At 73.6% G+C, this 25,466-nt stretch carries 20 protein-coding genes; 17 read left to right on the top strand and 3 right to left on the bottom strand.

The features are described 5' to 3' along the window. The first annotated feature begins 58 nt into the window (after nucleotides 1–58). The 13 genes from ASF78_RS11210 (at nucleotide 59) to ASF78_RS11150 (ending at nucleotide 13,824) form a co-directional block, all read left to right on the top strand. Entirely contained in the window at nucleotides 59–283 is a 225-nt protein-coding gene (locus ASF78_RS11210) for a hypothetical protein (protein ID WP_056588997.1), read from the top strand. A 23-nt stretch (nucleotides 284–306) separates the two neighbouring features. Continuing rightward, nucleotides 307–705 (top strand): TadE family protein, encoded by a 399-nt coding sequence (locus ASF78_RS11205; protein WP_056590746.1) that lies wholly within the window; start codon nucleotides 307–309, stop codon nucleotides 703–705. Then, a complete protein-coding gene (locus ASF78_RS11200) occupies nucleotides 702–1,127 on the top strand; it encodes a TadE/TadG family type IV pilus assembly protein (protein WP_056588994.1) in 426 nt (141 codons plus the stop codon). The genes ASF78_RS11205 and ASF78_RS11200 overlap by 4 nt, the downstream gene beginning before the upstream one ends. A gap of 2 nt (nucleotides 1,128–1,129) precedes the next feature. Continuing rightward, nucleotides 1,130–1,594 carry a pilus assembly protein TadG-related protein gene (locus ASF78_RS11195; RefSeq protein WP_056588990.1) on the top strand — a complete coding sequence of 155 codons (465 nt, stop codon included), beginning with the start codon at nucleotides 1,130–1,132 and terminating at the stop codon, nucleotides 1,592–1,594. After that, nucleotides 1,591–4,431, top strand: a complete 2,841-nt coding sequence (locus tag ASF78_RS22385) for a hypothetical protein (RefSeq protein WP_056588987.1) — start codon at nucleotides 1,591–1,593, stop codon at nucleotides 4,429–4,431. Before ASF78_RS11195 ends, ASF78_RS22385 begins: the two co-directional genes overlap by 4 nt. 130 nt (nucleotides 4,432–4,561) lie before the next feature. Beyond that, nucleotides 4,562–4,834 (top strand): WXG100 family type VII secretion target, encoded by a 273-nt coding sequence (locus ASF78_RS11185; RefSeq protein WP_056588984.1) that lies wholly within the window; start codon nucleotides 4,562–4,564, stop codon nucleotides 4,832–4,834. 78 nt (nucleotides 4,835–4,912) lie between these two features. Then, entirely contained in the window at nucleotides 4,913–9,550 is a 4,638-nt protein-coding gene (locus tag ASF78_RS11180; protein WP_056588981.1) for an FtsK/SpoIIIE domain-containing protein, read from the top strand. A 62-nt stretch (nucleotides 9,551–9,612) separates the two neighbouring features. After that, nucleotides 9,613–10,053 carry a hypothetical protein gene (locus tag ASF78_RS11175; RefSeq protein WP_056588980.1) on the top strand — a complete coding sequence of 147 codons (441 nt, stop codon included), beginning with the start codon at nucleotides 9,613–9,615 and terminating at the stop codon, nucleotides 10,051–10,053. A 6-nt stretch (nucleotides 10,054–10,059) separates the two neighbouring features. Beyond that, complete coding sequence (locus tag ASF78_RS11170) at nucleotides 10,060–10,362, top strand: hypothetical protein (protein ID WP_056588979.1); 303 nt, start codon at nucleotides 10,060–10,062, stop codon at nucleotides 10,360–10,362. Then, nucleotides 10,359–12,380 (top strand): DUF6571 family protein, encoded by a 2,022-nt coding sequence (locus tag ASF78_RS11165; RefSeq protein ID WP_056588976.1) that lies wholly within the window; start codon nucleotides 10,359–10,361, stop codon nucleotides 12,378–12,380. Before ASF78_RS11170 ends, ASF78_RS11165 begins: the two co-directional genes overlap by 4 nt. Further along, the gene (locus ASF78_RS11160; RefSeq protein WP_056588974.1) at nucleotides 12,355–12,819 is read left to right on the top strand and encodes a hypothetical protein; all 465 of its coding nucleotides are present in this window, start codon (nucleotides 12,355–12,357) and stop codon (nucleotides 12,817–12,819) included. The genes ASF78_RS11165 and ASF78_RS11160 overlap by 26 nt, the downstream gene beginning before the upstream one ends. Before the next feature lie 29 nt (nucleotides 12,820–12,848). Beyond that, entirely contained in the window at nucleotides 12,849–13,310 is a 462-nt protein-coding gene (locus ASF78_RS11155; RefSeq protein WP_056588971.1) for a hypothetical protein, read from the top strand. A gap of 52 nt (nucleotides 13,311–13,362) precedes the next feature. Further along, nucleotides 13,363–13,824 carry a hypothetical protein gene (locus ASF78_RS11150; RefSeq protein WP_056588968.1) on the top strand — a complete coding sequence of 154 codons (462 nt, stop codon included), beginning with the start codon at nucleotides 13,363–13,365 and terminating at the stop codon, nucleotides 13,822–13,824. Between the two features lie 7 nt (nucleotides 13,825–13,831). On the opposite strand, the gene ASF78_RS11145 is transcribed toward ASF78_RS11150, so the two are convergent. Continuing rightward, the gene (locus tag ASF78_RS11145; RefSeq protein ID WP_056588965.1) at nucleotides 13,832–15,478 is read right to left on the bottom strand and encodes an ABC-F family ATP-binding cassette domain-containing protein; all 1,647 of its coding nucleotides are present in this window, start codon (nucleotides 15,476–15,478) and stop codon (nucleotides 13,832–13,834) included. Between the two features lie 163 nt (nucleotides 15,479–15,641). On the opposite strand from ASF78_RS11145, the gene ASF78_RS11140 reads away from it, so the two are divergent. Next, entirely contained in the window at nucleotides 15,642–16,889 is a 1,248-nt protein-coding gene (locus tag ASF78_RS11140; protein WP_056588961.1) for a cellulose-binding domain-containing protein, read from the top strand. On the opposite strand, the gene ASF78_RS11135 is transcribed toward ASF78_RS11140, so the two are convergent. Continuing rightward, entirely contained in the window at nucleotides 16,883–17,734 is an 852-nt protein-coding gene (locus ASF78_RS11135; RefSeq protein WP_056588958.1) for an SDR family oxidoreductase, read from the bottom strand. The genes ASF78_RS11140 and ASF78_RS11135 overlap by 7 nt on opposite strands. Before the next feature lie 101 nt (nucleotides 17,735–17,835). Here ASF78_RS11135 and ASF78_RS11130 point away from each other — a divergent pair, with 101 nt between their 5' ends. Then, nucleotides 17,836–18,234 (top strand): helix-turn-helix domain-containing protein, encoded by a 399-nt coding sequence (locus tag ASF78_RS11130; RefSeq protein ID WP_056588955.1) that lies wholly within the window; start codon nucleotides 17,836–17,838, stop codon nucleotides 18,232–18,234. A 132-nt stretch (nucleotides 18,235–18,366) separates the two neighbouring features. Then, nucleotides 18,367–20,364: a DEAD/DEAH box helicase gene (locus tag ASF78_RS11125; protein WP_056588950.1), complete on the top strand. Its 1,998-nt coding sequence runs from the start codon at nucleotides 18,367–18,369 to the stop codon at nucleotides 20,362–20,364. 25 nt (nucleotides 20,365–20,389) lie between these two features. On the opposite strand, the gene ASF78_RS11120 is transcribed toward ASF78_RS11125, so the two are convergent. Then, on the bottom strand, nucleotides 20,390–21,832 hold the full coding sequence (locus ASF78_RS11120) for a LamG-like jellyroll fold domain-containing protein (protein ID WP_156374140.1): 1,443 nt from the start codon (nucleotides 21,830–21,832) through the stop codon (nucleotides 20,390–20,392). A gap of 155 nt (nucleotides 21,833–21,987) precedes the next feature. On the opposite strand from ASF78_RS11120, the gene ASF78_RS11115 reads away from it, so the two are divergent. Beyond that, nucleotides 21,988–25,464, top strand: a complete 3,477-nt coding sequence (locus tag ASF78_RS11115) for a bifunctional RecB family nuclease/DEAD/DEAH box helicase (RefSeq protein WP_056588944.1) — start codon at nucleotides 21,988–21,990, stop codon at nucleotides 25,462–25,464. Nucleotides 25,465–25,466: the final 2 nt, after the last annotated feature.

Genomic DNA, 25,466 nt, shown 5'->3' with positions numbered 1-25,466 from the left:
TGCCCGGCTCAGCCGGACTCATCCCCCTCGAACAGACGTCGGAAGGACCGGAAGACCCATGTACCTCTCCCCCACCAGCCCACTGCTCTTCCTCGCCAATGAGCTGCGCCGACGCTACGCACGGGCGCGCGCGTCCGAGGACCTGGGCGCCTCCGCCATCGAGTGGGTCATCATCACCGGGGTCCTGGTGGCCATCGCCGCGGCGATCGGCGTCATCATCTATCAGCTGATCGAGCGCGAGGCCCGGGCCATCGACATCCCCGACGCACCCGGCGGGCCGTGACCCCCACCCGTCGTCGCGACGCGATGAGGGATCGTGCGCGGCGGGACGACGGTGCGAGCTCGATCGAGCTCGTGCTCTACACGCCGATCCTCATGCTGGTCATCTTCCTCACCGTGCAGTTCGCGCTGACCTGGTACGGCAACGAGGTCGCCGGGGCGATCGCGCGGGAGACCGCACGCGTCGTGCGGGTCGGCGGGGGCACGCCTGCGTCGGTGGCCGAGGCGCGCACGCACGCCCAGGAGTACACGGACGCGATCGGGGGAGCGTCGTTCCGTGACCTGCAGGTCCAGATCACGCAGCCCGACGCCGACACCGTGCGCGTGACCGTGTCGGGCCGGGCGCTCGAGATCGTCGACGGGTTCGCACCGCGCGTGTCCGCGACCGTGCAGGGCCCGATCGAGTCGTTCCGGCCCGACGTATGAGAGCGGCACTCCGTCCGGCGGAGCTCGACCGCGACCGCGGGTCGATGGCGGTCGAGATCGTCGTGCTGGTCCCGGTGCTCCTCGCGATGCTCTTCCTCATCGTGGCGTTCGGCCGCTACGTCTCCGCCGAGGGCGACGCGCAGGCGATGGCCCGTGACGCGGTGCGGGCGGCGACCCTGGAGCGGGACCGGGACAGTGCGGTCGTCGCCGCGCGCACCGTCGCGGCGTCGGCGGTGCCGCCGTCCCTGACGTGCCGGCCGGCCACGCTGCGGGGAGTGTTCGAGCAGGGTGCCATGCTGACGGTCGACGTGGACTGCACGGTGTCGTGGTCGGAGCTCGGCTTCATCGGGCTCCCCGGGACGGCGCGCATCGAGGCGTCGAGCTCCGCACCGCTCGACGAGTACCGCAGGACGGGAGGCTGACCGTGAACACCCGCATCGATGCCCTCCGCGCACGGCTCGCCGACCGGGACCGCGGCTCCGCCTCCGTCTTCGTCGTCGGCATGGTCGTCGTGCTGTTCGCGCTCGCGGGTCTCGTGGCCGACGGCGGGCGGTCGCTCAACGCCCGCGTCGCCATCATGGACGACGCCGAGCAGGCTGCCCGGTCCGGGGCCAACCAGATCGACGCCGCGTCGCTGCGCGGGGGCGGCACCGCACGCATCGACCCCGGGGCTGCCCGGGCCGAGGCCATCGCGTTCCTGTCCTCGCGCGGCTACAGCCCGTCGCGGATCGACGTCACGGCCGACGCCAACACGGTGAGCGTCGTCGTGAGCGACACCGTCCCGACGTCCCTGCTCCAGCTCGTCCTCATCGACAGCTTCGAGATCGAGGGCTCGGCCACCGCACGCGCCGCACTCGGCATCACCGGCGAGATCACAGGAGCGCCATGACACGCGAACCCGCCCACCGTCCGAGCGACCACGAGATCGGTCCCGGCCGCTTCCAGCGTCCGGAAGGCACCGACGAGTCGCGCAACAGGGCCGCCTCCGTGGGCGCCGGCCTCCTGCTCCTGCTGCTCGTCGTGGGCGTCCCCCTGGCACTCGTCTCGCTCGGCGGCGTCCCGCAGATCCCCACGTCGCTGCCGGGTCGCGACGAGCTGACCGCCACGATCAGCACCGAGCAGCTGCTCGCGGTGCTGGTGTGGGTCGTGTGGCTCGCCTGGCTGCAGTTCACCGTCTGTGTCGCCGTCGAGCTGCGCTCGGCGCTCTCGGGTGTCGGGCTGCCCCGACGGGTGCCGCTCGCGGGGCCCAGCCAGCGGCTCGCGCGCACGCTCGTCGTGACCGTGCTGCTCATCTCGACGGCCGCGACCCAGGCGACCGCCGCCGTCGGGACCCTCCTGCCCGAGCACACCGGCGGGTCCGCGACCAGCATCTCCGTCTCGGTCGACGGCGGCGCCGCGACGGCGTCCCCGGTCGAGGCGGTCCCGGCGGCCGCCACGGAGCAGGCCGCCGTGCAGGGTGAGACGACCTACTGGCTGGGCGACGTGCAGCTCAGCCCCGAGGAGGGCATGGAGCTCGCGGGCCAGCGCGTCTACGTCGTCCAGCCGCCCGACGGTCGGTACCACGACAACCTCTGGGACATCGCGGAGCGGTCGCTCGGTGACGGACGGCGGTACCACGAGGTCTTCGAGCTGAACAAGCACCGCGACCAGCCCGACGGGGCCGCGCTGACCCTCGAGCGCCTCATCTACCCGAACTGGCTGCTCGTCATGCCGGAGGACGCCGTCGGGGTCGAGCGGGTCACCGCGGTCGTCGCCGAGGTGGCCCCGCCCGTCGCACCCCCCGTGAGCGAGGTCCCCGCCGTCCCCGCGACCGACGCGGGCGTCGCCGAGACGGCCGCGGGGGCCGCCACTGCCGTGGCCTCCGAGCAGCAGGGTGTGGGGAACGCCGGCCTGATCGGTGCCGGTCTCCTGGCCGCCGGCCTGCTCGTCGCGGTCGACCAGCTCCGCCGCCGACGTCGGACGAACGAGCCGTCCCCGGACGCGGTCGAGGTCGAGGTGGCGCTGCGGATCGGTGCCGACCCGCAGCGCGCCATCCTGCTGGACCGTGGTCTGCGCCAGCTGGCCGAGAACCTGCGCGCCGCCGGCCGCGAGCTCCCGGGGGTCTTCGGTGCCGTGGTCGACGAGACGGGCGTCGAGCTCCGGCTCAGCCCCCCGTCGACGACCGCGCCCGCGCCCTGGCAGGTGCTCGGCGCAGGCGCCGCGTGGCGCCTCGACACCGCGGACGTCGACCTCGACGCACGCGGGGGCACCGCTCCCTTCCCCGGTCTGGTCTCGCTGGGTCGCGACGACGCCGGGCGCGACGTGCTCATCGACCTCGAGGCGGCGCAGGGGCCGGTCGCGATCGTCGGCGACCTGGACGTCGCCCGCGAGGTCGCCAGCGCCTGGGCCGCCGAGCTCGCGACCAACCGGTGGTCGGACGGGCTGCACGTCACCGGGGTGGACCTGCCCCCGGGCCTGGACGCGCTGCCCGGCGACCGGTACGCCTCGGCGGCGTCCGCGGCGGAGGTCCTGCCGCGGCTGCGCGAGCGTCGTGCGGACGTCCTCGGATCGAGCGTGCTCACCGGCCGCCTGCGCAGCGGCGGCACCGGGGCGTGGGTGCCGGAGTACCTCGTGCTCGGCTCCACCCCCGTCGGGAACGCCGCGCACCAGCTCGTCGAGCTGGCCGCGACGAACCAGCGCTCGCCGCTCGGCGTCGTGTGCGTCGGTGCGCTGCCGGGTGCTCGCTGGCAGCTCGTCGCCGAGGCGGACGGCCGCCTCAGCGCTCGCGTGCTCGGCCTGGACGTGCGCGCCAACCGGCTCACGTCGCGGCAGGTCGCGGCGCTCGGGGAGCTGCTCACCGAGGCGCCGGAGCCGGCCCGCGCGGTCGACGAGCGGCGTGCCGCGATCGAGCACGAGGGTGCTGTCGAGCGTCCTCCCGTGACCGCCCCCGCGCGCGCCCTGGAGCCCGCCGACCTGGATGCCGCCGCCGTGCGCGTGCTCGTGCTCGGTGAGCCGCGCGTCGAGACGTCCCGGACGATCGACGACAGCCGCCGTGCGCTCGCGACCGAGCTCGTCGTCTACCTGGCGCTCCACCCGGAGGGTGCCCATGCCAACGTTCTCGCGGCGGCACTGTGGCCGAAGGGCGTCACCACCGAGGTCAGGGAGAGCCTGTTGGCGCGCACCGCGGAGTGGCTCGGCACGGACGCCGACGGCCGGCCGAACCTGGTCCGCGGCAGCGACGGGCACGTGAGCCTGGGCAGCGACGTCGTCGTGGACTGGGACGTGGTGCGCTCGCTGCTCGTGCGGGCCCGTGGCGCGGCGAACCCCGGTGCCGAGCGCAGCGACCTCGCGGCGGCGCTGCGGCTCGCGCGCGGTGCGGTGCTGTCCGCACGGCCCGCCGGGCGGTACTCGTGGCTGGCCCGCGTCCGGTTGGAGCGTGCCTCGCAGGCGCTCCTCGTCGACACCGTGCACCGGCTGGTCGTGCTGTGCCGGGACGGCGACGACCCGGCGGGTGCGCAGTCGGTCGCCTGGACGGGTCTGCGCCTCGCGCCGACCGAGGAGCTGCTCTGGCGGGACCTGATCCGCGCGGCCGCTGCGCTCGGCGGCGCGGACGCGGTGCTCCCGGTCGCCCGCGACCTCGAGGCGACGCTGCGCGCGGCGGGGGCACCGACGGTGTCACCCGCGACACGGGCTCTGCTGGAGGAGCTCGCCCCCGGGTCGGACGACGCGGTGCTCGGCTCGGCGTGAGCCCGCTGCCGGCCGAGCCTGTCCACCTCATGGCCGTCCCTGTGGTTCTGTCGCCCGGGTTCAGGACTGAACGGGTAGGGTCATCGGGTCGCCACGCCGCTCAGGTGTGGCCTGAGACGAGGAGATCTTCGTGGCCGTTGGTGCAGAGCTCAGTACACTCCAGAGCCTCTACAAGACGTTCCAGGACAAGGCCCTCCAGGCCGCCGACATCAAGACCGCGGTCGACAGCGGACTTCAGAGCGCGGTCTGGACGGGTAAGTACTCCGACGACTTCCGGACCGCCTGGCAGGACTACCGGGCCAACCTGGACCGGCTCCAGGAGGCGCTGGACGGCGCAGCTGCCGACGTCCGTACGAACCACAACAACATCGCACAGGCGACGGGCGAGGCCGACCGCATCTGAGTCCGGTCGGAGCCCGGCCCGTCCTCTGCGAGGGCGGGCCGTCCGTCTGTCCGGGGACCGACGACGAGAGAGCGTGCCGTGCGACTGATCGTGAGCGCCACCGCCGAGCACGGCGGTGAGCTGGTCGACGTCGTGCTCGAGTGCGCGCCCGGGTCGCTCGTGCGCGACGTGGCGCACGCTCTCGCGGAGCGGCTCGAGACCACCCAGCAGCGCGTCGTGCCGCGCGGGTCCGGACACCTCGGCGTCGTCGAGGTCGTCCCCGCCGCCCAGGCCGCACCGACGCTGTGGTGGCACGGCCGTGAGCTGGACCCGGCCGAGCCGGTCGAGAGCTCACCGCTGCGGCACGGCGCCGTGGTGGGCCTCGGGGTCGATCCGGGCGACAGCTGGCACGAGCCGGGCGGGTCCTGCGAGGTCCGGCTCGTCTCGGGGGTCGACGCGGGCCGCGTGCACCGGCTCGCGCTGGGGCGCCACGAGATCGGCAGCGCACCGAGCGCGTCCGTGCGCGTCGACGGCGCCGACGTGCCCGCCTGCGCGGTCGTGCTCGAGGTCGCGCTCGACGGTTCGGTCACGGTCGAGCCGTCGGCCGCCGTGGTGGGCGTGGTCCGACCCGCCCCCGTGCGGCGGCGTGCGCTCGAGGGCCCGATCGTGCTGCGCCGCGACCCGCCCGCCTCGGCGGCGCCGACGCGCGGACGCTCCCGCAAGAAGTACGCCCGCATGCTCGTCGACGCCCGCAAGGCGCTCGACGGCATCGCCGAGATCGACCCCGAGTCCGACCGCCCGCTGGTGCACGTCGACCGCGAGGCGCTGACCGAGCGACGTGCGTGGGCCCCGGGGCAGTCGCTCGTCGTCGGGGACGTCGTCCTCGAGGTCGCCGGCGTGAGCTCCCCCGACGCGTCGCTCTCGCTCAGCCCCGTCGGCGCGACGCTCGACTACAACCGCCCGCCGCGCCTCCTGCCGCCGCCGCGGACCACCGACTTCCGCCTCCCGAGCGAGCCGCGCACCCCGGACAAGCAGCGCTTCCCGCTCGCGATGATGATCATGCCGCTCATCATGGGCGCGGGGATGTACTGGTTCACGCGGTCGCCGTACGCGCTGCTGATCATGGCGTTGTCGCCGGCGATGGCGGCGTCGAACTACTTCTCCTCGCGCGGGCAGCGGCGCACCCAGCACCTCGAGGCCGTGCAGACGTTCGTGCAGCGCACCGCGCGGATCGAGCAGCAGGCGTACGACGCGCTGACGGCCGAGAGCGCCGCGCGGCGGGGCGAGCTCCCCGACCCCGGTTCGGTGCTGCTGTTCGCGACGGGTCCGCGCGCCCGGCTCTGGGAGCGGCGGCGCACCGATCCCGACTGGATGCTGGCGCGCGTCGGCACGGCGGACGTCCCGAGCGAGGTGTCGCTGAACGACCCGGCACGCGAGGACCACGAGAAGGTCCTGCACTGGACCGCGTCCGACGTCCCCGTGGCGGTCCCCCTGGCCCGGGCGGGTGTCACCGGTGTCGTCGGGACGGGCGACGAGCGCCGTCAGGTCGCGGCGTGGATGCTCGCGCAGGTCGTCACGGCGCACTCCCCGGCCGACGTGTCGGTGGTGCTGCTGGCCGACCAGGAGGGCGACGACGCGTGGTCCTGGGTCCGGTGGCTGCCGCACGCGCGCCGCGACTCCGGGCCCGTGGTCGCGGTCGGCAACGACGAGGAGACGACCTCGCGCCGGATCTCCGAGCTCCTCGACCTGGTCGAGCGCCGTCGCGAGGCGGCGAGCAACGGGCCGCGGATGGGCGGCGGGGCGTTCGGCGGCGGCGGGCTGCTCCCGCCACCGGTGCTCGTGGTGCTCGACGGCGCCCGTCGGATCCGGCTCCTGCCCGGTCTGGTGACCCTGCTGCGCGAGGGGCCGGGCGTCGGCGTGTACTTCCTGTGCATCGACGAGCAGGAGCGGCAGCTGCCCGAGGAGTGCCAGGCCGTGGTCGTGGTCGACGGTGCGAGCTCGACCGTGTCGGTGACCGGGGAGCAGCCGGTCGACGGCGTGCGCGCGGACCAGGTTCCCCGGGGCTGGTTCGAGCAGCTCGGCCGCTCGCTCGCGCCGGTGCGTGACATCAGCTCCGAGGACCTCGCCGGCACCCTGACGGCCACGTCGCGGCTGCTCGACGTGCTGGCGCTCGACCCGCCGGACGCCCGCACGATCGCGCACGGCTGGGCGCAGGGCGGGCGCACGACGAAGGCCGTCATCGGCGAGTCGACGGACGGGCCCTTCACGGTGGACCTGCGCGCCGACGGGCCGCACGGCCTCGTCGCGGGGACCACCGGGTCGGGCAAGTCGGAGCTGCTGCAGACGCTGATCGCGTCGCTCGCCGTCGCCAACCGGCCCGACGAGATGACGTTCGTGCTCATCGACTACAAGGGCGGTGCGGCGTTCAAGGACTGCAGCAAGCTGCCCCACACGGTCGGCATGGTCACGGACCTCGACGCGCACCTGACGACGCGTGCGCTGGAGAGCCTCGCCGCGGAGCTGCGGCGTCGCGAGCACCAGCTCGCGGATGCCGGTGCCAAGGACATCGAGGACTACCTCGCCGGCCGTGAGCCCGGTGACCCGCCGATGCCGCGCCTGACGATCGTCATCGACGAGTTCGCGGCGCTCGTCGCCGAGCTGCCCGACTTCGTCACCGGCCTCGTCGACATCGCCCGGCGCGGCCGCTCGCTCGGCGTGCACCTGCTGCTCGCCACCCAGCGGCCGGCGGGTGTGGTCAGCGCCGAGATCAAGTCGAACACCAACCTGCGCATCGCGCTGCGCGTCACCGACCGCAACGACAGCCAGGACGTCATCGAGTCCGGCGACGCCGCGGAGATCCCCCCGAGCCTGCCCGGGCGCGCGTACGCCCGGCTCGGGCACTCGAGCCTCGTGGCGTTCCAGTCGTCGCGCGTCGGGGGCCGTCCGCCGACGGCGGCGGGCGGTGGCGCGGTGCACCTGGAGCGACTCACGTGGTCGGCGGTCGGACGTCCGCTGTCCGCGCCGCGCGCGCAGGCCGAGGACGACATCGACACCCCGACGGACCTCGCCGCACTGGTGACCGCCGTGCGCTCCGCCGCCGAGCTGGCCGGGGTCGCGGCACCGCCGCCGCCGTGGCTGCCCGCGCTGTCCACCGAGATCACGCTCGACGACGTCCTCGCCCAGGGCGGCACGTCGCTCGACCGGAATCCGTTCGCGCTGCCGTACGGGATCGTCGACCTCCCGGCGCAGCAGCGTCGGGACGTCGCCGTGCACGACCTGGAGAGCGCCGGGAACCTCGCGATCGTCGGCGCCCCCCGCTCGGGCCGGTCCACGGTGCTGCGGACGTTCGCGGCCGGCGTCGCGACCCGCCTGTCGCCGCGCGACGTGCACGTCTACGGGCTCGACTTCGGCAACAACGCACTGCTGCCCCTCGTCGCGCTCCCGCACACGGGGGCGGTCGTGACGCGCGACCAGCCGGACCGCGTCGCCCGCCTGACCCGGCGGCTGCGCACCGAGATCTCGCGCCGGCAGCAGCTCCTCGCCGAGCAGGCGTTCGCCGACGTCACCGAGCAGCGCGCCGGCACCGGCCCGTCACGACGCCTGCCGTACATCCTGGTCCTGCTGGACCGGTGGGAGGGGTTCATCCAGGCGTTCGAGGACTACGACGCCGGCGTGCTCATCGACACGTGGACGCAGATCCTCCAGGAGGGACCCGGTGCGGGCATCAAGGTCGTGGTCACCGGCGACCGCAGCCTGCTCGTCGGGCGCGTCTCGACCCTGACCGAGGACCGCGTGATGCTCCCGATGTCGGACCCCGGCGACTACGCCGCGGTCGGGATGTCACCGCGCGAGGTCCCCGAGAAGCTGCCCGAAGGGCGCGCATTCCGGTCGCAGGGCCGCCAGGAGCTCCAGGTCGCCCTGCTCGACCCGGACCCGTCGGGTCCCGCCCAGGTCGCGGCGCTGCAGAAGATCGCGCGCTCCGCGATCGAGCGCCACGACGCCGCGGCTGACCGCCCCGAACCTGCTCAGGTGCCGTTCCGCGTCGACCCGCTGCCGACGCGGGTCACGCTCGCCGAGGCGCACGCCCTCGGTGGCGCACCGCTGGGTCGGACGGCCGTCCCTGCGGGCGTCGGCGGTGACACCCTCGCGCTGTTCGGGCTGGACGCCGAGGAGCACGGCCCAGGCGTGCTCGCGGTGGGTCCGCGACGCTCGGGGCGCAGCACGGTGCTGCTGACCATGGGGGTCTCCGCGCTCGAGCGCGGCTGGGCCGTCGGGCTCGTGACACCGCGACGCAGCCCGCTGCGGGATCTCGCGGAACGACCCGGCGTCGTCGGGACGCTCACGATGGAGTCGACCCGCGAGGAGATCACCGCGTTCATGGAGGGCCTCGTGCCGACGGACGACGTGCCGACGCTGCTCCTGGTCGACGACCTCGAGCTCGTCGGCACCGACGGTCCGCTCGCGGACGCGATCGTCGCGCACCTGGGCAACCTGCGGGACCGCCCGGGGCTCATCGTCGGCGCCGGGACGACCGACGAGCTGACGAGCGCCTACCGCGGGCCGGCCGCGACGATCAAGAAGTCCCGCAGCGGCCTGCTGCTGTCCCCGGCGACGCCGAACGACGGCGACCTGCTCGGGGTGCGGCTCCCGCGCTCGGCGCTCGGCGGCGCGAACCCCGGACGAGGGCTGCTCGTCACGGGCGGAGCGTGGCAGCTGGTCCAGGTCCCGGTGCCCTGACGAGGCCCTGAGCAGGTCCGGCTGGCATCATGTGGGTTCGGCAACGTCGAAGGGGGTCCTCGGTGGGTCTGGCAGAGCAGCAGGAACAGCTCGGTGTGGTCGTGCGCCGGTTCGCCGAGATCGCTCCCCAGGGCTGGGCCCGTCTCGTCGGCAGCTGGGAGGCGACCCCGGACGGGTCCGGTGGCGTGACGCTGAACTGGATCACCACGGCCGTCGTGCACGGGGGTGACCGCTGGCTCTACGGGCAGGTCGGGTACGACGAGCCGCTGTACGACGCGGTCGCCGAGCTCAACCGACTCTCCGCCGAGGGCGGTCCGGAGCAGCGGTGGACCACCTTCGAGCTGCTCGTCGACCCGGACGGCACGATCAAGGCGGACGTCGGCTACGACACCCCGAAGCGCAGCCAGGGCATCCTCGACGAGCAGTCGCACGGCCGGTTCGAGCGGTACCTGGACACGTGGGTCGCGGAGCACGGAGCGGTGCCCGCGAGCCCCGGGGGCTGAGGCGTCGTGACGGAGGAGCTCGCCCAGATTCCCAACCCGTACCTCGCGGCGATCAAGCAGCGCCGCGCGCTGGCGGTCCCGGTCGCGGCGGACCTGCGTGACGACCTCGACGCGGTGGTGCGGGCCATGGACGCCGGGGCCTGGCTGAGTCCGGTCGCCGACGACTTCTACGTGGACCTCACCGGGCACAAGCAGGCCCTGGGCACGGCGGCGGACGGCGCGATGTCGACGTTCGACTCGGCGGTCCGGTCGCAGCCCGAGGAGGTCGAGCCCGGCGCGTGGCAGACCCGGTGGAGGAACCTGCGGTGAGCATCGCGTCGATCGACCTGGCCCAGATGGCGGCGCTGGTGCGCGCGCTCGAGAGCGCCGCGTCCGACGTGTCGTCGCACCGGTCGTCGCTGCGGTCCGGCCTGGAGGGCGTCATGCTCTCCGCCGAGGAGCTCCAGCGGGTCGACGCGGTGAGCACGTGGATCGACGCCCAGCTCCCGGGGCTGCGGCGCCGGCTCGCGCTCGCCCGGCACATCGAGGCGCAGGTCCCCGGCTTCCAGGGGTACGTGCAGCTGGACGAGTCGACGGTCCCGACGACGACGCCGGCCGAGGCGAAGGAGCGCGCGGACCGCGCGGCCCACCTGATCGAGGAGTACGGGTCCGACGAGGACCTCCCCCAGGAGCTCGTCGACCTCCTCGCGGAGAACGGCACGGACCCGTACTTCGCCTACGAGCTCGCTCTGCAGGTCTCGCCCGAGGAGGTCGCGGACCTGGTGATCGACGCGTCGAACACGCGGCGGAGCCTGGTCCGGAACGGCTCCCTCGGCGGGGACATCGAGGACGTCGAGGAGTTCGACGGGCAGTACGAGGCGCTCCTCGACGGTCTCGGCACGACGTTCGGCACCGCGACGCAGGGCACCGGCGACCACGCGCTGCCCGACGGCTACGCGCAGTCCTGGTCCGACGCGATCACTGACGAGAGCCCCGAGACGCTCGGCCAGGCCAGCGCGCTCGGCCTGGTGGTCTCCCGCGGGTCGTTCTCCACACCGTTCCTGACCACGCTCGCGACCGACGTCTACGACTACGAGCGCAGCGTCGACACCCGGGACATGTGGTACAACCGCGCGCACTCGATGAGCGAGGGGTACGGGGCGATCGACCCCGTGCACGGCGACGACGAGGGCGCCCCCACCGGGTACACCGAGTACTACGACCCGCTCGCCGGCATCATGGCCGCGGTCGGCCGGAACCCGGAGGCGGCGCACAACCTGTTCGGCACCGGCCCCACGGTCACCATCGAGGGCGGCGGCAAGTCCGCGACGACGAACGCGTTCCTCGAGTACGTCCTGGTGAAGCGGCGCTGGCCCGTCGACGACGGCGCGGGCTCGAACGCGGCCATCGCGGCGGCGATCACCCCGTTCGAGGGCGGCGACACCATCAGCGCCGCGATCGCCACGGACGCGCGCGAGATCTTCGAGATCAAGGCCGCGGAGGTCGAGAAGGCGCGGGAGAACCAGAACCCGTTCTCCGAGATCGGCCACCTGGTGCTCGACGGGCTCGGCCTCATCCCGCTGATCGGTGAGCCCGTCGACGCGATCAACGCCGTCTGGTACGCCGCCGAGGGCAACCACATCGACGCGGCCCTGTCCGGCGCGGCGCTCATCCCCTTCCTCGGGTGGGGCGCCACGGGCGGCAAGTGGACACGACGGGCGCTCAGCGCCGACGAGATCGCGATCCTGGTCTCCCGGGGTGTCGACATCGACACGCTCCGCTCGTTCGACGCGTCCATGGACCTCGTGGCGCGCGCCGACGGGCTGCCCATGCCGCACCTGACGTTCACCGACATCAATGCGTTCAACCGGGCCGGGAACGTCCCGCACCCGAACACGGTCTACGAGTTCAAGGGCATGGCCTGGGAGACCGACCACCTCGGGCGGACCCGCAGCGTCAGCGGGCAGATGAACCTGGGCGACGGCGGGCGCAACAGCACCCTGACGGCGCTGATCGGCAACGAGGGCCTCCCGAACGACATCGGCTTCCACCTCGTCGCGGACTCCCTCGGGGGACCGACCAACCGACTCAACGTGCTGCCGGGCAACGGCAAGCCGTATGACGGGCTGGTGAACCTCAACCAGGGCCAGTGGGCGAGCATGGAGCGCAAGATCCGCGCGGCCCTACGGGGCGAGGCCCCGGGCAAGGTGGAGATCCACATCGAGCCGCTGTACCGCGAGGGGAACGTCTCGACCCGGCCCGACACGTTCGTGGTCAACCTCAAGATCGACGGCGAGGACTTCTCGTACACCTGGAGAAACGATGCCCAGCCACGACCACCACGCTGACACGCCCACCGAGGTCGCACTGAGCCCGGAGCAGACGGCCCTCGTCGACCGCATCGTGCGCGACCACGCCGCCGCCGCACCCCCGGGCTGGTTGCGGATCGTCTCGCGTGAGGAGTGCTCGGTGTCTGCCGAGGCTGACGGGACGGGAACCGTGCAGGTCGTCGTCGTCCAGACGCCCGCCGGCCTCGAGCAGCAGACGTTCCGCCCGTCCCGCACCCTGTTCTTCGAGAACGACGACCTGCTGCGCGAGCTCGCGGCGGAGTCCCCGACGCAGACGGTCGTGCTGCACCTCGTCATCGACCGCGACGGCACCCACGAGGCCAGGTTCACCGTCGACGTGCCGCGGGTGCTCGTCGGGGTTCGCGACGAGACGTCCTCGAAGCCCGTGCACGAGTACCTGGAACGGAACCGTGCCGAGCTGACCGCGCTGCTCGGGTGAACCGCGCGACCCCTGACGAAAGGACGCCCATGCCCGGCACCGGCGATCCTGGCGCGACGGCGACCGTCGACCTGAGCCCGGAGGGACGCGCCCTGGTCTCACGCATCGCGCGGAGCTACGGCGCGGCGGCGCCTCCCGGGTGGGTGCGCATCGTGGCACGCCAGGAGTGCTCGGTCGGTGCGGAGGCCGACGGGATCGCGAACGTCCGGGTGGTCGTCGTCGCGACGCCGGACGGGCTCGTGCAGGAGCACTACCGCCCGCCGCGCGACCTGCACTTCGAGACGGGCGACATGCTCCGCGAGCTTGCGGCGGAGTCGCCGACGCAGACCGTGGTGATGAACCTCCGCATCGACCGAGACGGGACCCACCACGCGACGGTCACGGTCGACGTACCGCGCGTGCTCGTCGGGATCCACGACGAGACGTCGTCGAAGCCCGTGCACGAGTACCTGGAACGGAACCGTGCCGAGCTGACCGCGCTGCTCGGTTGAGCGCGCCCCGCACGGCTCAACTGCCCTCCCCCGATCGACGAACGGACCTCCGGTGCCGGACAGCAACCACCCCGCCCCGACCTCGACGGTCGACCTGACCCCCGACCAGCAGAGCCTCGTCGAGCGCATCGCCCGCAGCTACGCGGCCGCGGCGCCCGCGGGCTGGCTGCGCGTCGTCTGCCGCGAGGAGTGCTCGGTCAGTCCGGAGAGCGACGGCACCGGGAGCGTCCGGGTCGTCGTCGTCGAGACGGCGGCCGGCCTGGAGCAGCAGACCTTCCGCCCGTCCGACGAGCTGTACTGGGAGTCCGGCGACCTCCTGCGCGAGCTCGCCGCAGCCTCGCCGACGCAGACGATCGTGCTGAGCGTGGTGATCGACCGTGACGGCCGCACCGAAGCGGCTGTCGTCGTCGACGTGCCGCGTGTGCTCGTCGGGATCCGCGACGAGACGTCGTCGAAGCCGATCCACCACTACCTGGAACGGAACCGCGCCGAGCTGACCGCCCTGCTGGGCTGACCGGGCCTCAGTCCGCCGTGACCTCGGTGACCTGACCGTCCTCGACGTGCCAGCGGCGGGTCAGGCGGACGGTCTCGAGCATCCGGCGGTCGTGCGTGACCAGCAGGATCGTCCCGTCGAAGCTGTCGAGCGCGGACTCGAGCTGCTCGATCGCGGGCAGGTCCAAGTGGTTGGTCGGCTCGTCGAGGACGAGCAGGTTCACGCCGCGGGCCTGCAGGAGCGCGAGGGCGGCGCGGGTCCGCTCGCCGGGCGACTGGGACGACGCGGGCCGGTGGATGTGGTGGCCGCCGAGCCCGAACTTGGCCAGCAGGGTGCGGACGTCGGCCGTGGGCCAGTCGGGGACCTCGCGGGAGAACGCGTCGACCAGGGGCTCGTCGCCCTCGAACGCGCGACGCGCCTGGTCGACCTCGCCGACGAGCACCCCCGAGCCGAGGTCGACCGCACCGGACGTCGGCGTCAGCCGACCGAGCAGCAGGCCGAGCAGGGTCGACTTGCCCGAGCCGTTCGGGCCCGTGACAGCCACGCGGTCGCGCCAGTCGAGCTGGAGGTCGACGGGTCCGAGCGTGAACTCGCCGCGGGTCAGGACCGCGTGCCGGGCGACCGCGACGACCGCGCCCGACCGGCCGGCGGTCGCGATGGTCATCTGCAGCTGCCACTCCTTGCGCGGCTCGTCGACCACGTCGAGGCGATCGATCATCTTGTCCGTCTGACGCGCCTTCGCGGCCTGCTTCTCGGACGTCTCGCCGCGGTGGTGCTTGACGTGCTTGTCGCCGTCGGTCGCCTTCCGCCGCGCGTTCCGGACGCCCTTCTCCATCCACGCCCGCTGCATCCGGGCGCGCGCGTTGAGGGCGTCGCGACGGGCCGCGTACCCCTCGTACGCCTCGCGGGCCTGGCGACGGGCGATCGAGCGCTCGTCGAGGTAGGAGTCGTAGCTGCCGCCGTAGGTGGTGACGCGCTGCAGGCTGCGGTCGATCTCCACGACGGCCGTGACGGTGCGGCTGAGGAACTCGCGGTCGTGGCTGACGACGACGATCGCGGCCTCCGACCGGTCGACGAACTCCTCCAGGAGGTCCAGGCCGGCGGCGTCGAGGTCGTTGGTCGGCTCGTCGAGGAGGTAGAGGTCGTAGCGCGAGAGCAGCAGTGCCGCCAGACCGACGCGGGCGGCCTGGCCCCCGGACAGCGCGGTCATGGGGTGGTCGAGGTCGACGGTGAGCCCGAGGTCGTCGGCGACCGTGCCGAGGCGCGACTCCAGGTCGGCGCCGCCGAGCGCGAGCCAGCGTTCGAGTGCCTCCGAGTAGGCGTCGTCGGCCCCTTCGTCGCCCGCGCCGAACGCGTCGGCGGCCCGGTCGAGCGCGGACTGCGCGTCGGTCACGCCGGTGCGCCGGCCGAGGTGGTCGCGGACGGACTCCCCGTCGAGACGCTCGACCTCCTGGGCGAGGTAGCCGAGCTGCGCGTGCGCGGGCGAGACGGAGACGCTTCCCGCGTCGGGCTGGCGACGGGCGCCGAGGATCTGCAGCAGCGTGGACTTGCCGGCGCCGTTGGGGCCGACGAGGCCGATGACGTCGCCGGGCGCGACGACGAGGTCGACACCGGAGAACAGCTCGCGATCGCCGAACCCGGCCCCCACGTTCTTGGCCTGGACGGTTGCGGTCATGCGGTCATTCTCCTTGCTCGGCGACACGCGACGGTACGCGGGACCTCGTCGGAAAGCGCGCTCTTTCTCATCGGGGAAGCGCTTCGACTAAACGCTTCGATGCCCTGGTGGCACGCCGACCGACCTCGTTAGCGTCCCGAGGAACCCCGATGAAGGAGTTCCGATGAGACGCCCCACCCGACTCGCGCGGTTCGTCGCCGCCGCCATGGCTGCCGTCGTCGGCGCCGGCGTCTTCGCCACCCTCGCAGCCTCCCCCGCCATCGCCGCCACCAGCTGCTCCGTCACGCAGAAGGTCGCCGCGCAGTGGGGATCCGGGTTCACGGGGGAGGTCAGCGTCCGCAACACCGGCGACCGCGTCGACGGGTGGACGCTGACCTGGACGTTCACCGGCGGCGAGCGGCTGACGCAGGGGTGGATGGGCAACTTCACGTCCACCGGCGCAGCGGTCACCGTCACCCACCCGGGCTGGTCCCGCGTGATCGAGCAGGGCGGCGCTGTCACCGTCGGCTACAACGCGTCGCACACGGGGGTGGTCGGGCCGGTCGCGGACGTCCGGCTCAACGGGGTGCTCTGCACGACGGGCGGCACGACGCCCACGCCCACGCCCACGCCCACGCGGACGCCCACTCCGACTCCGACGCCGACGCCCACCCCGACACCGACCTCCCCGCCGGTCACCTGGAACCCGCCCAGCGCACTCGTCGCCCCCCTCGACGAGGTCTGGCGCCACCAGGAGCAGACGTACAACAACGGCAACCTCTACGGCTTCCGCAACTACGGCTGGGACCAGGTGATGGCCAACGGCGGCTACCTGAACATCTGCGTCCGCTGGGACTCCGACCAGCCCGTCAGCGCCGCGCTCCGCGACCGCATCCACGCCAAGTACGCCGAGCAGTACGCCCTCTGGTTCGCGCAGCTGAAGGGCTGGAACGCGTGGCCCTACGACACCGTGCCCGTGAAGGTCGTCGGCTGGGCCGTGCGCGACCGCAGCCTCCTGCAGTGGACCGACACCAGCGTCGACGTCTACGTCAACGACATCCGCGAGAACGCCCCGCAGTGCGCCGAGAACCGTGGCCGGTTCTTCCACCAGGACGGCAACTACCCCGGCGGCTCCGCGCGCCACTACGACCAGTCTCTCTGGCTGACCAAGGGGTTCGGCGGCGGAGCCGGCGGCGACTGGGGGCAGCGCATCGGGTCCGAGTACTTCGTCGGCGCCCTCGACAGCGCAAACGTGCACATCCTGCTGCACGAGATGGGGCACACGTTCGGGCTCGACGACTTCTACGACTGGACCCCCACCGGCCAGAGCTCCTTCATCATGAAGGCCGGCTCCGCCTCCCGGATCACCGAGTTCGACGCCTGGATGCTGCGCGACTGGTGGCGCCACCTGAAGCCGCGGTACGGCTACTGAGCGACGGCGGCGCGGAGCCCGTCGACGAGCGGCGTGGTCGGGCGGCCGATGAGGGTGCGCAGGTCGGAGGTGGCGTCGGCCAGGTCGCCGCGGCGGATGTCGGCGTCGAGCGTCGCGACGAAGCCCGCGGTGCCCTCGTCGAGACCCGCGTCGACGAGGATCGCGCGGTGCTCGTCGGACGTGACCTGCTGGGCGACGACGGGGACGCCCAGGACGACCGACGCCGCCTCGGCGAGCTGGCCGAAGGTCCACGCCACGTCGCCGGACAGCTCGTAGACGCGCCCGTCGTGGTCGCCGCCCCGCAGCACGGCGGCGGCCCCGGCGGCGAAGTCGTCGCGTGAGGCACTGGCGACGCGGCCGTCACCGGTGCTCGTCAGGAGCACGCCGGTGGAACGTGCCTGCTCGACCGCGCCGACGTAGTTCTCCGTGTACCAGTTGTTCCGCAGGATGGTCCACGCCAGACCCGACGCCCGGAGCAGCTCCTCGGTGGCCTTGTGGTCCGGCGCGAGCACGAGCGAGGTCGTGTCGGCGTGCGGAGCGCTCGTGTAGACGACGCGGCGGACCCCGGCGGCCTTGGCCGCGTCGATGACCCGGCCGTGCTGGGCGACCCGCTTGCCGACCTCGGTGCCCGAGATGAGCAGCACCGTCTCCGCGCCGGCGAAGGCGGTCTCCAGCGAGGTCGGGTCGTCGTAGTCGATCGTCGCCGTGCGGACCCCCGCGACGCGGTCGGGGTTTCGGGCGGCGGCGACGACCTGGTCGGCGGGCATGCCGGCAGGGCCAGTGAGGAGGTGCTGGACGACGAGACGACCGAGCTGGCCGGTGGCACCGGTGACGACGACGGACATGGGGTGTTCCTCTCGCAGGCGGATCGTGTCGTCCGCCCCAACCCGTCGCCCGTCAGCAACCTTCCCGATCGCTGGTACCCACCTTCACGTAAGGTACGCACGTGACGGTAAGCAATGAGGTCAGCGTCCTGGACCGGCTCCTGACCGACGGGGTTCTCGCCGCCGCGTGCCCGTCGCGGACGGTGCTCGACCACGTCACCAGCAAGTGGGGCGTCCTCCTGCTGGTCGCCCTCTCCGAACGCACCAGGCGCTGGGGTGAGCTGCGCAGGATCGTCGAGGGCATCAGCGAGAAGATGCTCGCGCAGACCCTGCGCACCCTCGAGGCCGACGGGATCGTGCACCGGGAGGTGACCGGCAGCGTCCCGCCGCGCGTCGACTACTCGCTCACCACCCGCGGGTCCGAGCTCGTCACCCGGCTGCTGCCCCTGATGGAGTGGATCGTGGACAACGCCGACGACATCGTCGCCCGCCCGCTGCCGCAGGAGTCCACAGACGCCTGACCCGGCAAGCCGGACGGCGACGCGCCGGACGAGTTCTGGTGCGCGACTGAATTCGAGCCGTCCGGATGCCGACAAGACATGGGGGCATCGGATGCGGGGACCCCTCCGCGGAGCGGGAGCGAGGAGCGCACTGTGTCGACACCGAACGACGTGCTGCACGCTGCCCTCTGCGCGCGCCCCCTCCAGACGGCGTCGGAGCTGACCCTGAGCGTCGCGAACGCCGGTGAGGAAGCGCTCACGACGGCCGAGGTCGAGGAGCTCCTGATCGGTGACCCGAGGCTCCGCGCGGACAACAGCGTGCCGCCGCGGTGGCGTGCACTGGGTGCAGGTCACCCGGCGACGCTGCTCAACCTCCCGACGCCGCGGCGCCAGGTGCCCGCGCCGGCGGCGTCGTTCGGTGAGCGTCCCGGGTCCACGGTCGCGGAGCGGGCGGACACCCGTCGGGGGATCCTGCCGGCGGCGGCGTTCGCGGGCCGGCCGTCGGTGCGGCTCCAGGAGAGCGCCTCGACCATGCCGGTCCGGGTGCCGGTGAGCGCCCGTCTCGCGGCGGCAGCGAAGCCGGCAGCCGCGGGGTCGCCGGTCGAGCAGCCGGCGGTCGAGCAGCAGCCGTTCGCGCCGACGTTCGTGCAGCCGGCCGGGACGGCGGCGGCGGAGACGAGCGGGACCACGACCCACCCGACCGCTCGCGTCGCCGAACCCCTCCCGGTGCGCGTCGCCCCGGAGGACCGTCCGACCGCCGAGCCGTTCGCGATCGCACCGGCCACACCCGCCGGTGGCCTGTTCCACGCGCTCGGCACGAGCGCGGTGGTCGAGCGTGGCCCGCTCCCGCCGGGCGGCGAGGTCCGGTACGTGGGGCCGCAGCTGCGTCGGTGGCAGAAGGACGTGCTCGACGCGTGGCTGGCGGAGGAGCGGCGCGGGATCGTCGAGGCGGTCAGCGCACCGGACCGCGGCGTGGTGGGGGTGCTCGCGGCCTGGGACGCCCTGACGCGCGGCGAGAAGGTGCTGGTCCTGGTGCCGACGTCGGAGCTGCTGGAGCAGTGGTTCTCGGTGCTGGAGCTCCACCTGCCCGGGTTGTCGATCGGTCGACGGGACATCACGACCGCCCACACGTTCGACGAGTGCGACGTGCTGGTGTCGCTGGTCAGCGCCGCGTTCGGCCACCGGCTGCTGGCGGACGGGCAAGCCGGTCTGGTCATCGCGGACGAGGTGCACAAGTACGGGTCGGCCCGACCGGCGGAGACGCTCCGCGCAGGGTTCGAGGCCCGGTTGGGTCTGACGTCGGCGATGGAACGGCAGGACCCGGGGTTCGACGAGATCCTGCGGCCCTACTTCGGTGCGGTGCTCGACGGGTGCGACCTGCGCCGCGGTCGGAAGGACGAGGTGCTCGCCCCGTTCCGGCTCGCGTACGTCGCGGTGGACCTCGACGCGGACGAGCAGTCCGAGCACGACGCCCTGTCCGCGCAGATCACGGAGCTCGCCGGACGTCTCACCGAGCACGGGTGCGCGCCGCACCGGTTCGTCGAGGACGTCATCCGCCTCCAGAACGGCTGGCGGGAGAACGCCCGCGCGGCCGCGGACGCCAGCGCGTACCTGCGCGCGGTCAGCACCCGCCGGGACCTGCTGGCGACGTCGTCGGCGAAGCTCGCCGCCGTCGCGACGCTCGGCCCGACGCTCGCGCGGTCCTCCCACGCGCTCGTCTTCACGCACACGAAGGACGACGCCGACGCCGCGGCGGCCGGGCTGCGCGCGGCGGGGGTGCCGGCGGCGTGGCTGCACAACGGTCTGGAGCCGGAGGTCCGCCGCAACACCCTGCGTGACCTGCGCACCGGCCGGCTCCAGGTGCTGACCGCGCCGAAGGTGCTCGACGAAGGTCTCGACCTGCCGACCGTCGACGCGGTCGTCGTGCTCGCCGCCAGCCGGTCCTACCGGCAGCTGGTCCAGCGGGTGAGCGCCGTGCTGGCGCCGACGGACGCCGACCGGCTCCCCGTGGTGCTCGTCGTGCACGCGCGCGGGACCGTGGACGCCGACGACGGCTTCGTCGCGGACCTCGCGACCGTCGCGACGGAGGTGCGCACGTTCGACGTCGGCACCTCCGTCGCGGCGATCGCAGCCTGGTCCCTGGGTTCCTAGCCGGAACCCAGGGACCGGGCTGCGGTCAGGCGCCCAAGGAGCAGGACCGACGGACGGACGCGATCGAGGCGACGACACCCTCGGCGACGGTGACCGAGCTGACGACCCCGGCGAAGGGGGACGCGCCGCTGAACCCCTGGCCGAGCCGGAACGGCCCGGTCGTCGAGGCACCGCCGGCGAAGCCGACGGGCCCACTGATCACGGGGTTCATGGTCCCGGGCTCGTCGGCGGTGCCGATCGGGCAGACATAGAGCGCGACCGTGCCGCCGACCGCGTCGTGCACCCCGGTGAGCTGGACCCAGGGGCCGGCCTCCGCCGCCCCGGTCGACGTGGCCACCGAGGTCTCGACGCCGTTCATCGCGAAGGTCCAGCACGCGGCCACCCCCTCCGCGCACCCGATGGTGTCGTAGCCGAGGGCGAACCCGCTGGACGCCGACCCGTCCTGGCTCACCGCGGTGCCGTGGGTGCCGAGCGCGTCGAGCCGCACGAACGCCGAGACGGTGAACGGCTTCGTCGTGTCAAGGACCGCAGCCTCGGAGGCTGCGCCGTCGGCGGGCTCGTCGAAGAGGAGCGCCCGGTCGGAGTCGTCGCCGGCGAGCTCGACCAGCGGGCCGGCGGTCCACGTCGTGGTCGCGGTCAGCGTCAGCGGGACGGTGGTGCCACCGGCCACGTCGCCGGCTCCCTCGTCGAGCAGCCACTTCCCGCCGCCGCCGGTGGGGACGGGCGCGGCGACGGTGATGCGGTAGACCCGCGCCGAGCTCACGTTGCCCGCGCGGTCGACGGCCCGGACCTGCAGGACGTGCGGTCCGGACGTCGTCGGCGTCCAGGTGATCGTCGGTGCCGTGGCCGGGACGGACTCGACGAACGCGCTGTCGTCGATCCCGTACTGGTAGGAGACGACGTCGGCGGACTCGTCGGTCAGCGTGAACGACCCTCGCTGGCCGACGCCGCCCGCCGTCGCATCCTCCACGTACACCGCCGGCTCGCCCGCGACGGGCGTGACGGTCGGGACGGCGGGGGCGGTGGTGTCGACGGTGAGCCGGCAGAGCGCCGGCAGCCCCCAGCGACCGCCCTCGTCCTGGCCGGTGACCAGCCAGGTGTAGGTGCCGCCGTCGGCGAGACGACCCTCGGGCACCGTCACGGCGTGCCGTGCACCCGACGCCTGCTGACCTGTCGCGGGCGCCGCCCAGACCACGCGGGCACGCGAGTCGAGCACCACGAACCTCGCGCTGACGTGCTGCCCGTCGGCGTCGCTGAGCGTCGCCCGCAGCGTCGGGGTGGCGGTCCGGACCCAGGGGCGGTCCGCGCCGACGGCGCAGCCGGCCACCGGGTCGGAGACGCCGGTCTGCGTCACGACGGGCGCGCTGCCCCGCGGCGGCCCCCAGGCGGAAGCGGACACCGCCGGCACGACGAGCGCCGCCGCGGCGAGCACGGCGACGGCGCTGATCCGGACACTGGCTGTGCGCACAGAGACTCCCTTGGCTGTGCCCGGCGGCCGGTGCCGATGGGCTGCGCTCGGAAGGTAGCGACTGTCCGGTTGCGGTGGATATCCGGCCAACGGGTGATACACCGCTTTCGTCGACCTCCGCGAGCCGTGTCGCCGGCCCCGTCTACCCTCGGCGCATGTTCCTCCTCGCCGACGGCGGCCTCGTGCTCAGCCCGAGCGACCTCGCCAACGCCGCTGCGTGCGAGCTCGCCGTGCTGAGCGACCTGGACGGCCGGCTCGGCTGGTCGGCGCCGGCGCCGATCGCCGCGGACGCGATGCTGGCACGGGTGTCGGCGCTGGGCACCGCCCACGAGCGTGCGGTCCTCGACGCGTACCGAGCGTCGGGAGACGTCGTCACGATCGCGCGACCGCGGTTCGACGAGGCCGACGACCGGGCCGCGCTCGAACGCGTGCAGGCGTCGACGCTCGCAGCCCTGTCGTCGGACGCGGACGTCGTCTACCAGGCCGGGTTCTTCGACGGGCGGTTCACCGGGTGGGCCGACTTCGTGGTGCGCGAGGGCGACCGCTGGGCGGTGCTCGACACCAAGCTGGCGCGCAGCGTGAAGGTCACGGCCCTGCTCCAGCTGACGGCGTACGCGGACCAGCTGGTCACGGCGGGCGTCCCCGTGACGGACGACGTGCACCTGGTCCTCGGCGACCGGTCCCGGTCCAGCCACCGCCTCGCGGACCTCCTGCCGCTGTACCGCGAGCGCCGAGCCCGCCTGGAGGACCTCCTCGACGCGCACCGCGCCGCGCAGACGCCGGTGACCTGGGGTGATGCCCGCTACCGGGCGTGCGGGCGGTGCGACGCCTGTGCCGCGCAGGTCGTCGCGCACCGGGACGTCCTGCTGGTCGCCGGGATGCGGTCGACGCAGCGTGCGCGGCTGGCGGCGGCGGGGATCGGCACCATCGACCAGCTCGCGGCGGGCACGGCGGCGGTGCCCGGCATCGGCGTCGCGGCGCTGGCGAACCTGCGTCGGCAGGCTGCGCTCCAGGTCCGGCAGGAGAGCGCGTCGGAGCCGCTGGTGTTCGAGGTCGTCGAGCCCGCGGCGATCAGCGACCTGCCGGTGCCGGACGCGGGCGACATCTTCTTCGACTTCGAGGGCGACCCGCTGTGGACCGACGACACGGTGCCCGCCGACGCACCCGCGGGCTGGGGGCTGGAGTACCTGTTCGGGGTGGTGGAGGCGGACGGCGCGTTCCGGCCGTTCTGGGCGCACGACCGCGCCCAGGAGAAGCAGGCGTTCGTCGACTTCCTGGCGTACGTCGAGAAGCGCCGCGCGGCGCACCCGGGCATGCACGTCTACCACTACGCCCCGTACGAGCGGTCGGCGCTGCTGCGGCTCGCGGGCCGGCACGGGGTCGGCGAGGACGCGGTCGACCAGCTGCTGCGCGACGGGGTGCTGGTCGACCTGTACGCGACGGTGCGCCGCGGGCTGCGCGTGGGCGCCAGCTCGTACTCGCTGAAGAAGCTCGAACCGCTCTACATGGGTGCGCAGACGCGCGGCGGCGCGGTCACCACGGCCACCGACTCGATCACGGAGTACGCGGAGGCGTGCGACCTGCGGGACGCGGGGAACGAGACCGCCTGGCAGGCGAGGCTCGACGAGATCGGCGAGTACAACCGGTACGACTGCGAGTCGACGCTGCGGCTGCGCGACTGGTTGCTCGCGCACGGTCCGGCGCCGACGGGGGCGGCGGTGCCCGAGCTCGCCGAGCCCGCGGAGGACGACCCGCTGGTGCTCGACGTCCTGGCGCGGGCCGAGCGGCTCGAGGACCCGCGCGACGCGCAGGCCCTCCGGATGCTCGCGGCCGCCGTCGGCTACCACCGGCGGGAGGAGAAGCCGTTCTGGTGGGCGCACTTCGACCGGCTGCAGTCCGACCCGGCGGAGTGGATGGACCCGCGCGGCACGCTGCTCGTCGACGGGACGCCGGAGGTGCTGGAGGACTGGAGCATCGGCCCCGGCAGGCAGACCTTCAGCCGGGTGCTGCGGGTCGCGGGCCACCTCGAACCGGGCAGCGACCTGCGCGCGGGCGGCAAGGCGTACGCGCTGTACGACGCACCGCCCGCCTACGCGAAGACCTCGACCACCGGGCACCGCGGGTGGACGCAGAGCGTCGAGATCCTCGGGGTGAACTCGCAGCGCGCACCGGACTCGTCGTCGGGTACCCGGGACGTCCTGCGGATCGTCGAGCGGCTCCCCAAGGGCGCGGTCCCGGAGCCCCGCCTGCCGATGGCTCTCGCGCCGTCGGCGCCCCCGCAGACGACGAGCATCGTCGCCGCCATCCGCGCGCTGGTGGAAGGCCTCGGCGCCGACCTGCCCGCGCGTCCCGCGATCGACCTGCTGCGCCGGGTCCCGCCACGCACCCGGGCGCTCCCGCTCCCCCGCCCCGACGACGTCACCGGCACCACGGAGGCGATCATCGACGCGGTGCTCGACCTCGACGGCTCCTACCTGGCCGTGCAGGGACCGCCGGGCACCGGCAAGACCTACACCGGCGGTCACGTGGTCGCGGCGCTCGCGGCGCAGGGCTGGAAGGTGGGGGTCGTCGCGCAGTCGCACGCGGTGGTCGAGAACATGCTGCGCGCTGTCAACGACGCCGGGTTGTCGGCGGAGCACATCGGCAAGAAGGCGCAGGACACGCACCCCGACGACGCCGTGTGGGAGTCGTTGCCCCAGGGCAGGAACGCGGTCGCGTTCCACGCTCGACAGACTGGCGGCTTCGTCATCGGCGGCACGAAGTGGGACTTCACGAGCCGGGACCGGATCCCCGACGGCTTGTTCGACCTGCTGGTCATCGACGAGGCGGGCCAGTTCTCGCTCGCGGACACGATCGCCGTGTCGACGGCGGCCCGGAACCTGCTGCTCCTCGGGGACCCGCAGCAGCTGCCGCAGGTGACCCAGGGCCGGCACCCGGAGCCGGTGGACCGGTCGGCGCTCGGCTGGCTGGTCGACGGGCACGACACGCTGCCCGACGAGCTCGGCTACTTCCTGGCCCGCACGTGGCGGATGCACCCGACGCTCTGCGAAGCCGTGTCGCACCTGTCCTACGAGGACCGGCTGGCCGCCGTCCCGCACACCGCCGAGCGCTCGCTCGACGGCGTCGCGCCCGGGCTGCGGACGATCGTCGTCGAGCACGTCGGCAACGCCGTGTCGTCGCCCGAGGAGGCCGCGGTCGTCGTCGAGCAGGTTCGCGACCTGCTCGGTCGCGACTGGACGGACGGCACCACCCGATCCCTGACCGGGCACGACATCCTCGTCGTCGCCCCGTACAACGCGCAGGTGTGGACGATCCGCCGAGCCCTGGAGGCCGCGGGCATCGCGGACGTCCGCGTCGGGACCGTCGACAAGTTCCAGGGCCAGCAGGCGGCGGTCGTCCTGGTGACCCTGTGCGCGTCGTCGGCCGACGAGGTCCCGCGCGGGATGGAGTTCCTGCTGAACCGCAACCGGCTCAACGTGGCCGTCTCCCGGGCGCAGTGGTGCGCGGTCGTCATCCGCTCGCACCGCCTGACCGACTACCTCCCCACCCGCCCGGAGACCCTCGCGGAGCTGGGCGCGTTCATCGGCCTGTGCACGCCCGCTCGCCGCGCGGAGGAGCCCGACAGCGGGTAGAA

The organism is Cellulomonas sp. Leaf334 (assembly GCF_001424195.1).
Taxonomy (GTDB): domain Bacteria; phylum Actinomycetota; class Actinomycetes; order Actinomycetales; family Cellulomonadaceae; genus Cellulomonas.
Note: the sequence above shows the minus strand (reverse complement) of the source record. Positions and strands in the feature narration are given on the sequence as shown.

What these genes read in the sequence shown, in the direction of transcription:
- ASF78_RS11210 (WP_056588997.1), top strand. Translation starts at nt 59, where the DNA reads ATGTACCTCTCCCCCACCAGCCCACTGCTCTTCCTCGCCAATGAGCTG.
- ASF78_RS11200 (WP_056588994.1), top strand. Translation starts at nt 702, where the DNA reads ATGAGAGCGGCACTCCGTCCGGCGGAGCTCGACCGCGACCGCGGGTCG.
- ASF78_RS11115 (WP_056588944.1), top strand. Translation starts at nt 21,988, where the DNA reads ATGTTCCTCCTCGCCGACGGCGGCCTCGTGCTCAGCCCGAGCGACCTC.
- ASF78_RS11205 (WP_056590746.1), top strand. Translation starts at nt 307, where the DNA reads ATGAGGGATCGTGCGCGGCGGGACGACGGTGCGAGCTCGATCGAGCTC.
- ASF78_RS22385 (WP_056588987.1), top strand. Translation starts at nt 1,591, where the DNA reads ATGACACGCGAACCCGCCCACCGTCCGAGCGACCACGAGATCGGTCCC.
- ASF78_RS11155 (WP_056588971.1), top strand. Translation starts at nt 12,849, where the DNA reads ATGCCCGGCACCGGCGATCCTGGCGCGACGGCGACCGTCGACCTGAGC.
- ASF78_RS11140 (WP_056588961.1), top strand. Translation starts at nt 15,642, where the DNA reads ATGAGACGCCCCACCCGACTCGCGCGGTTCGTCGCCGCCGCCATGGCT.
- ASF78_RS11160 (WP_056588974.1), top strand. Translation starts at nt 12,355, where the DNA reads ATGCCCAGCCACGACCACCACGCTGACACGCCCACCGAGGTCGCACTG.
- ASF78_RS11145 (WP_056588965.1), bottom strand. Translation starts at nt 15,478, where the DNA reads ATGACCGCAACCGTCCAGGCCAAGAACGTGGGGGCCGGGTTCGGCGAT.
- ASF78_RS11135 (WP_056588958.1), bottom strand. Translation starts at nt 17,734, where the DNA reads ATGTCCGTCGTCGTCACCGGTGCCACCGGCCAGCTCGGTCGTCTCGTC.